The sequence below is a fragment of the Candidatus Saccharibacteria bacterium genome, from assembly GCA_012965045.1.
In the GTDB taxonomy this organism is placed as follows: Bacteria; Patescibacteriota; Saccharimonadia; order Saccharimonadales; family DTSZ01; genus DTSZ01.
Genome location: DTSZ01000001.1, coordinates 422,122 through 430,380, shown reverse-complemented (window position 1 = coordinate 430,380; position 8,259 = coordinate 422,122). Strand labels below are relative to the sequence as shown.

At 44.1% G+C, this 8,259-nt stretch carries 10 protein-coding genes and 2 pseudogenes (1 of these 12 only partly in view); 2 read left to right on the top strand and 10 right to left on the bottom strand.

Features of this window, described 5'->3' with window-relative positions; translation table 11 throughout:
• From EYO12_02260 to EYO12_02235, 6 genes and pseudogenes are all read right to left on the bottom strand, one after another.
• Positions 1-677 (bottom strand): annotated as a pseudogene (locus EYO12_02260) (hypothetical protein) (it extends 634 nt beyond the left edge of the window).
• Positions 678-1,141: 464 nt separating this feature from the next.
• Positions 1,142-1,720: a hypothetical protein gene (locus tag EYO12_02255; GenBank protein ID HIA91919.1), complete on the bottom strand. Its 579-nt coding sequence runs from the start codon at positions 1,718-1,720 to the stop codon at positions 1,142-1,144.
• A 241-nt stretch (positions 1,721-1,961) separates the two neighbouring features.
• A complete protein-coding gene (locus EYO12_02250) occupies positions 1,962-2,306 on the bottom strand; it encodes a DUF1801 domain-containing protein (protein ID HIA91918.1) in 345 nt (114 codons plus the stop codon).
• Positions 2,303-2,668, bottom strand: coding sequence for a DUF2200 domain-containing protein (locus EYO12_02245; GenBank protein HIA91917.1), 366 nt, complete (start codon positions 2,666-2,668; stop codon positions 2,303-2,305). Before EYO12_02245 ends, EYO12_02250 begins: the two co-directional genes overlap by 4 nt.
• A gap of 35 nt (positions 2,669-2,703) precedes the next feature.
• Positions 2,704-3,114: a hypothetical protein gene (locus tag EYO12_02240; GenBank protein HIA91916.1), complete on the bottom strand. Its 411-nt coding sequence runs from the start codon at positions 3,112-3,114 to the stop codon at positions 2,704-2,706.
• Complete coding sequence (locus EYO12_02235; GenBank protein ID HIA91915.1) at positions 3,114-3,896, bottom strand: hypothetical protein; 783 nt, start codon at positions 3,894-3,896, stop codon at positions 3,114-3,116. The genes EYO12_02240 and EYO12_02235 overlap by 1 nt, the downstream gene beginning before the upstream one ends.
• Positions 3,897-3,961: 65 nt before the next feature.
• Between EYO12_02235 and EYO12_02230 the strand changes: the two genes are divergently transcribed.
• On the top strand, positions 3,962-4,387 hold the full coding sequence (locus EYO12_02230; protein HIA91914.1) for a transcriptional repressor: 426 nt from the start codon (positions 3,962-3,964) through the stop codon (positions 4,385-4,387).
• 37 nt (positions 4,388-4,424) lie between these two features.
• Here the strand turns inward: EYO12_02230 and EYO12_02225 are convergent, their stop codons facing one another.
• The 4 genes and pseudogenes from EYO12_02225 to EYO12_02210 form a co-directional block, all read right to left on the bottom strand.
• Positions 4,425-5,045: a hypothetical protein gene (locus EYO12_02225; protein HIA91913.1), complete on the bottom strand. Its 621-nt coding sequence runs from the start codon at positions 5,043-5,045 to the stop codon at positions 4,425-4,427.
• 127 nt (positions 5,046-5,172) lie between these two features.
• Positions 5,173-5,747 (bottom strand): annotated as a pseudogene (locus EYO12_02220) (bacteriocin-protection protein, YdeI/OmpD-associated family).
• A 4-nt stretch (positions 5,748-5,751) separates the two neighbouring features.
• Positions 5,752-6,060: a hypothetical protein gene (locus tag EYO12_02215; GenBank protein ID HIA91912.1), complete on the bottom strand. Its 309-nt coding sequence runs from the start codon at positions 6,058-6,060 to the stop codon at positions 5,752-5,754.
• Positions 6,061-6,103: 43 nt separating this feature from the next.
• Positions 6,104-6,679, bottom strand: coding sequence for an NUDIX hydrolase (locus EYO12_02210; protein HIA91911.1), 576 nt, complete (start codon positions 6,677-6,679; stop codon positions 6,104-6,106).
• 206 nt (positions 6,680-6,885) lie between these two features.
• On the opposite strand from EYO12_02210, the gene EYO12_02205 reads away from it, so the two are divergent.
• Complete coding sequence (locus EYO12_02205; GenBank protein HIA91910.1) at positions 6,886-8,259, top strand: hypothetical protein; 1,374 nt, start codon at positions 6,886-6,888, stop codon at positions 8,257-8,259.

Here is an 8,259-nt window from a genome sequence, read left to right as displayed (position 1 = left end):
CAAGGACTAATGCAGCAAGTGCACTTGCTATGCGCTTTGGGGACGGCAGCGTAAGAAACACTCTCACTAAACCCATCAAGAATGAAGGGCTGCCCAACAAAGACCACATAGGTCTCGTCTGCGTTTACCTCGAGTTGAACAACCTCTCCAAAACTGGAAAGGCTAGTAACAAAAGGAGCCGTTGTGCGGTTCCAGGCAGCATCTTGTGGCATAGACCACGTGCTGCTTTCGATAGAACCGTCACCGTGAAGCCATGCAAGCGTTTCTGCATTGCTAGACTGCTCGCTACCAGCGACTATTTGGCTCATTTGCCATGGACCGAAGTCTTGGTAGACGGCTTGCTGGTCCGTGAATTGTAGCTCAGGTTGCGCAACTTCTGCTGGTGCAGAAATTCCGGCTGGTGCCTGACCCTGCAAGTTGAAGACAACGTTATACGCAAGTGTCGCCCCCGTGACGGCAAGGACTAATGCAGCAAGTGCACTTGCTATGCGCTTTGGGGACGGCAGCGTAAGGTCGTCAAGTCTACCTGGCTTGGCCGGCTGCGGCTCATCAATTTCAATGTCCTCGTAAAGAGGAACATTGAATGTTTCGTCCCAACCTACGCCTTGAGCTTCGTACAGCTCTCGAAGTTCTACTTCGGGTAGCTGTTGTTCAGCATCATCTGACAATAAAATCACCTCCTAAGTGAATTTTTTGATTCAAACGGGAGTATTAACTTTTAACAAAAGTCAAAAACCCCGTTTGAATACGTAGCAACAAAAAGTTAAAGTACAGACCTTTCTTTTTCAGAAAAGCCCACACAAAACTCCCTCACCATTGGCTTGTGCTGACTTTTCGGATGTCTCACATTTGCTCTACTGCATGAAGTAACATTGTTACCCAAGGTTGTCATTGAAAACTACTGCGCAATGTGCGTAAAAGTTGTCAATGTTATCTCATGTATAGCTCAAATGTTCGGTGAGTTATTTGGGACAACTCACTATGAATATATTATGGGATATCAATAGTATATGTCAAGTAAATCTTAAGGTTGAAATGACAGGTATTGTTTGGGTGTTTTTGGTAGATTAGTTGCGAGAGAGCGGCGGCTCGGGCGTGTGCATGATGCACATTGGTTGCCCGAGCCGCCATGCTCCTCCTGCTAGCTGACGCCGGCCGGCTCGTCGGTCACGACGACCTCGGTGGTCTCGGCGATGGGTTCGACGGTGCGATCCAACAACGCGTTGATGTCGAGGTCGGCGACCAGCTGGTCGAAGGATTCCGCGGTACGCAGCTCCTTGTGGAGTTCGACGAGGGCCACTGCGATGTGCTCGAAGGCGACGGTCAGGGAGCCCAGCTTCGCACCGAGTCCCTCAAGGGTGGTGTCTTCCTTGGGCGGCGGCTGCTGGCGCAGCTTGGCCATGATGCGACCGAACCTGTCCTTGCGCTCATTCGCGAGCAACTTGAAGGCAGCCTCAGCCATCGTCTCCATGGTGTCCATGGCAGCGGTCTCGAGCTCGATCAGCAGTGCCGCAGCACGTGAGGCCTCCAGGTTGCTGGTGTCGACGGTGATCGCACCAAGGGTCGGGTGAACGACCTGGACGACATCCTCGCCGCCGAGGAGGGGGTGCGCTTGGGTGATCACGATTTCGGTTTTCGAGCTGACCAGGTTGTCGACCAGGCAGTTGTTGCCGTTGCAGCCGAGACCGCAGTCGCCCGATACTCCGAAGTTGTCTTCCATTTGCTTCTCCTGTGCTTGTAGTAGTCGGATCTCGCGTCTAGGGACCTACTCCCAAGGTTATTAACCTACCAAAAAGCACTATGATGTGCGATCTGGTTAAAATCTAAGACCCCTTAAATTTAAACCAGATCACACGAACAATACCTGTCAAAATAAAAAGCGAGCTGTCTACGCTCACTTTATTGCTTAACCACACTGTCGTGTAATTACTTTGAAAATATATAATAATATATATAAATTGTCAACTACTCAGCATGTCTTTACGCAGTTCAATTAACAGGCTAATGACTTTTTTAGTTACGGGCTTTTTAACCGTAAATCGAATCAATCCTTTGGAATATTCATAGTTTTTAAGTTCAGGTGTGATCTGTTCGATCACTTTTGGGCTAAACGGGTAGACACTCATATGGTGTTTAGCTATTGAAAAACCAATCAATGGACGTCCGTTCAATTTTAGGGCAGGGTAGCCGTAGCTTAGTCCTTCGGTAGCTTTTGGCTCTTGTTCTTTCGCATAGTTCCATAAATCAAGCAATACCGCCAAACGATCTGGGTCAGCGTCTTTGTAGTAATCTGTTAACACGCTCACTTGGTAGGGTCCCGTAATATTTTATTCATTGTTTTGCCTTTTGCTAATTCATCTATCAACTTATCAAGGTAGCGAATCTCTTGCATTAAGGGCTCTTTGACATCTTCAACCCGCACACCACAAACAACGCCAGTGATTAGTTTGCGCTGCGGGTTAAGTAGGGTCGCTTGATCAAAAAATGTCCTAAAATCAATTTCGTTAATTAACGCTTTTTGCAATAAATCATCAGTGTAGCCAGTTAACCAGTTTAGTATCTGATCAACTTCTTCTTTTGTTCGTCCTTTTTTTGTGGCCTTTTGCACATACAGGGGGTACACCTTAGCAAAGCTCATGCTGTAGATGGGGTGATCGATGCTGTTCATACCTACTTATTATTATAACGTGAGCAGAGCGTAATTTAGCATTTACAGCTGTTTTTATTTTTTTTGCACTTTCCGCAGGTTTTTTTGGTTTTTTCTTGGTTCTCGTGCTGATGATTATAATGACTATCGCTGTGGTCATGGCTGTCTTTGTTGTGCGCACCAAACATGTCTACGCTATTCGCCATTTCTTGCATGTGATCATGCATACAAGCTGTGGTGCCAAGAACCATCGACATTTCGGCTAAACGAGTGAGGTCGCCATTTTCTTGAACAGTTTCAATGTGCCAGGTTAAAGCCGCAAATGCTTCTTGGTCATCTTTATCATCAACTGCTCGGCTTAGGGCAGCGTCAAAATCAAGATCTATGTCATTGCCACTAACGTCCTTTGCTTCTGGCGCATTCGAAAAAAAATCATCAAGATCAAACTCGCCGGCAAGCACTTCCATTACGACGCCATACCCGCTAAGTTCTGCCCAAGCTCATTAGGTTTGTTCGTTGATTCTTTTGCTGCCAGCGTAAACCCGGCAGAGGCAATAAACGGATCATCGATCGGGAAAGGTAATTGTTGACCCTCAACAACAAATACGCCAGCAATAGAATCAGAAGTAAGCACGTATTCTCGGTTTTGGCGGACATTTCCATTGACGCCAAAGTCAGTAATGCCGCTGGCGGCTATATCAGCCGACAGCTGTGTGCCTTCAACTAACTGGTGAACCTGTTGGTGAATGTCGCGTGCGTCTGTTAAAGCAGCGGCCACAACGGCATGCCCAATTTCGCCACCGTTAACTTTGCTGCCGCTGTGGCTACCAGTTTCTGGCATATGCTGAGCGGCAATTTTAGCCAACAATACTTGCTGAAAATCTGTAAATGGACGAGTGATAGACTGTTGGTCTGCTGGTCGCATGTCCTCGGCAGCGGTAAGCGCCCCTATACGCACATTGTTAGGCTTAGAATCAGGCAAAACTATGCCAGGTACAAAGGCTTTTTTGCCGTCTTTATTAACGCCTACGATAACCCGTGTTTGCGGTAAGGTTGCTAGTTCGTCAGCTCTAGCGCTACTTAACATAATGACTGGTCCATCTGTCTCTATTTTAAGTTTGTGTTTTATTTCGCGGTAAGTAGGTGGAGTCATTTTGTCGTTTTTTCGCTCAAATAACACACCTTCTTGTTGAGCAATATCGCCGTACCTGCCAGCAGCGTCTTCGAATTGGTCTGTAGTAAATTTCATACTTGGTAGTGTAGTTAAAAGTATTACTATTGCAATTTTGTTGCAATAAGAGCCATAATTGAAACATGTCAGCAGAACATACTCATAAATTCAAGAAACTATTAACCAGTAAGGGCTATCGCGTCACGCAAGCCAGGCTTGAGACGTTTAAGCTATTACACAAACCAGAACCACAAACCATAAAAAGTATTTTAGAAGCCGCTCAAGGTACAGTAGACAAAGTTAGCGTGTACAGAAATCTAGATCTGTTTGAAAAGCTCGGTTTAATACACCGCGTGCAAATAGGGTGGAAGTATAAGTTAGAATTATCTGACGAATTTTTAGACCACCACCACCATTTAAGTTGCTTAAAATGTGGTAGGGTCATAGACATCGAAGACGAAAAACATATTGAGCATTTTATTGCCGAGGTATCAAAACACTATGGGTTTGTCGCCAAGCAGCACCAGTTTGAAGTAAGTGGGTATTGTAGGGAATGTAAATATTTATAAGAAATGGAATAGCTCTTTTTCGCTGTCGAATAAAGGTTTAGGCTTTTCGGCGGTTTTTACCCGACAATTTACAAACAAACCCTTGCAAGGTAAGAGCTAGCAGCACCAAACCAACTACAGGTACAGCTACGCCAATATATCCATTAATTGTTGGGTTAAGGAACGGGTAGGGATACCAATCAACAATTGGCCCGCGCACCAAGCTATAAACAACATAACTAACAGGGAATAGTAACCATTTTAAGCTACTTTTAAACAATATTTTGGTGGCTGGTCTGTCTATTAAATAATCAATTAACACCGCAACAGGAATTATATAATGCAACACAATGTTATCCCACGGAACAGCTGTTAGCGTGGTGTTTTCAAGCCCTGCAAGCAAAACGGCAAAGCCAATCCCAACAATCAAAATGTACACAGTTACCGCTGCTCGAATAACATCTAATTTTTTATTTTTACCCATAGCTACTGCGTAACTGCTTAGCAAGAAGACACAGATCACAATAATATTGGTTTCGATCGTAAAATAACTAAAAAAATTCGAGGCATTAAATATACCGCGTTCGATAATTGTGGCTATTTCAGTTACTACGGCACTCAGTCCAAGTAGTGCAAAAAATAATTTGTAAACTATTAGAAATTTTTTGTTTACGGTCATTAAAATGAGTATAGCACTAGCGTTTTTTATTCAAAATAAATTTTACTGGTAACTAAATTGCGTAAAGCATGACTTAAAGATCAACTACCTTTGTTACTATTCAAAAAAGTCAGCAGCAGCAACTTTATTATGGGTGAAATTTTTCACCAGCATTTAACATAGCTATAAATTTTTCAATTCGACGCTTACGGGTTGCGTCAGTTTTAGCGGTTTGCAGCCGCCAGGCAAAAGCATATGTATTAGTTTTGTTAAGTGTGTTATAAAACGCTTCGGCTTTAGGGTGTTTTTTTAGTTCGTTTAGAAAAAAATCGGGGGTAGTCATGTTTGCAGGCGAATCGTAGGCGGCGTCCCAGCGACCATCTTCCTTGGCTCTTTTTACTTCGGACTGACCGGCAGTAGTCATTCGTTTCTCTGCCTGTAAGCGCGCTACGTGCTCTATGTTGCGTTTAGACCACATGCTGCGTGCGCGGCGTGGTGTAAATTTCTGTAAATACGAATGCTCGTCGTAGCTTTTCTTCTGGCCGTCTATCCAGCCGTAACACAGGGCTTCGTCTAAAGCTTCAGCATAGCTAACTGTTCGTAGGCCGGAGCCTTTTTGTGAATCTTTAGCCACACACCATCAACCGGTTTGTGATTTTTACTTAGCCAAGTTCGCCAAGTTGCTGCATTATTAAATGCTTTAATATCGTAATCGAGTTTCATTGGGCTATCGGGGCTTTTTATCAATCAGCACATCTTGCTGCCATTTACTTGGTTTTTTGTCGGTGCGGTGAATACAACCAACCCAACAGCAGGGGCGCTTTTGACCGTCTAGCAATTCTTCAACCGTGCGCTCTATTCGTCGTGCACGAGTCTTGTCTTGCTTGGCGTCCTCAACCCAACAAATAAACTCGTTACGGGCAATAGGGGTAATTGCCTCCCATAACTGGATAATTTCATCAGTTTCGGCCAGTGCAGCTGCTAAATCGCTTGGTAGTTTGTGGTGAATGCCAGCCGACAGTTCTATTTTATTCATGTATTTAGTATATCAATTCTTTCTTTAAAGATGAGAGCCGCCTCTAGTTATTACCGTTTTGGGCAGGAATGTTTATAAACTCTTCCCCCGTTCTTAGCGCTCTTATATAGGCTTTCATGGGCTCAAATAGCCGAGGAAGGTTTTCTAGAGAGTGCCATTGCCACGGCCCCATTTTAGTCGGCTCTGTGTTTAGTGCTTCACCAGATAAATACGTTGCCACAAACCCAATTCCTTTAAACAATACGTGTCCACGCGCTGTTTCTGCAGGGTAGAATATCTCACATATTCTGCGCGGAGTGGCTACCTGTATATCTTCTCCGCATTCTTCTAACAATTCTCGGTGCAGGGCATCAGTTAGTGATTCGTTTGCTTCGACTAAACCTCCGGGCCCGGTAAATAAACCATCACCGAGCTCAACTAATCTTTCTGCTAGGAGTACAGAGTTTTCGCGCATAATCACCAAACCAACACCTGTCTTTTGTGCTACGTTCTGCGTCATAGTATTAACTGTATCAGAAACCATCTGATCTTCTGCGACAGAGGCGGCTAGTATCGATCCACTTTTTAAATAAATTCGAAAAGTACAAACACCGCATTGCACTAAATCGTTCAATGTCATTCAATGCATTTAATAACTGGTTTGTTCCCTGCGGCCATCTAACGTTGCGCAGTACTCTCTTAGTCGTTTTTGTACATTTAGGCAATGCACTCGCAACAATTTATTTCGATTAACAGCAACATAGGCCGACCCCATAGCCAAACTGAAAAGTACTATCATAGAAACTATAATGGTATTTATGAAAACAAAGTTGTATAATATTCAGAATGACTATTCCGAAACCAGAATTTACAACCGATGATATTCCAGAGCTACAAGAAAAAGTAGAAGAATATGCTGGTTTACTACGCGAAGACCCAACACAACCTAAGCTAGTTGGAAAACTAGCAACAGCGCTGTCGGTACTCGATGACCTTACGGCAACTTTGCCCGAAGATACAGCAATCGAGCTTGAAGCATGGCGTTCTGGTATTGCTTTAGACAGCTATTCTGTTGTAGCTGAAAGCCTAGGCAGGAACCCAAAAACTTTACGCCTTAGACCTTTTCTAGATACCCCAATTTCGGATGCAGCAGCTGATAGAAATCGGTTACAAAAAGAAGAGGCACGATTAAGGCGGGAAGAATCGAAGAAACAGAAACTAGAACAGATAATCGGTGAAATTAAAGAAGAAGAAAAAGCTAATGCCATCACTGGCAAGCAATTAAAGCAGCTAAAATTCTTTGACCCATATGCAGAGCCTAAGCAAAGGGACGGCAAGTGGTTAAAGCATTTAATCGGAACCATAAATGATAACGGCTCAGAAGAAAAAGTGTTTACTGCCGATGAAGCACAAGTATTGGCGGGTCATGTCTTAGGCTCGCTCGATCCAGGTAATCTTAGGGCTCTACAGGATTCTATCGCAAAAATTGGTGTGTTAGCGCAAGAAGCAAATAGGCTTGGATTGCGACATGTACCAGAAGGACTGTTTACTGCGTTCGGAAAACTACAAGAGTTGGTGGAATCGGACGGGCTGCAAAAGCATCGAAGCCTCCGGGTCCTTAAAGAGTGGGTGAGTCTTTTCGAGGTCTCGCAAGACGAGGCGGCCAGCGTCTTAGAGTCTATGGTCAATATTGGTCCATTTGCTAATTGTGAGCGACTACCACTTGAGCCTTTTCCTCCAGGATCGGTAGAGGGCTCGCCGAAAGACACTATTATCAAGATTCCCAAAGATCTTGTTACAGAAGAAAACATTATGGAAGACATTCAAACCGCCGTAGGTCATTCCAATGGTGAATACACCGTAGAGCGACAACGAGTAATTGAATTTATTGAACTTAAAGAAAGATTAGAACATGACTATCCAGGGTCGGTTACGGTCTATAGATCTTTACGTGCAAACTGGCACCCGATGCCTCGGTACATTATTGAAGTAAGCCAAGATCCAGATCCAGCAATGGCAATAGTCGAAAGCCCTATATATTCAAATGCAACTTACTTTATAAACAATGGAGATTGGATAGGAACGTTAGGATTCTGCAGAGAGGATGCTAGAAAGCTAGGTGCTGTTCCTAAAGTGCACAGTCACAATCCACGCCTTAAACACATCGACAAACTCCATAACCTAGTTAAACAGTCGTACGGAAAGGCGATTAGGTTTTAA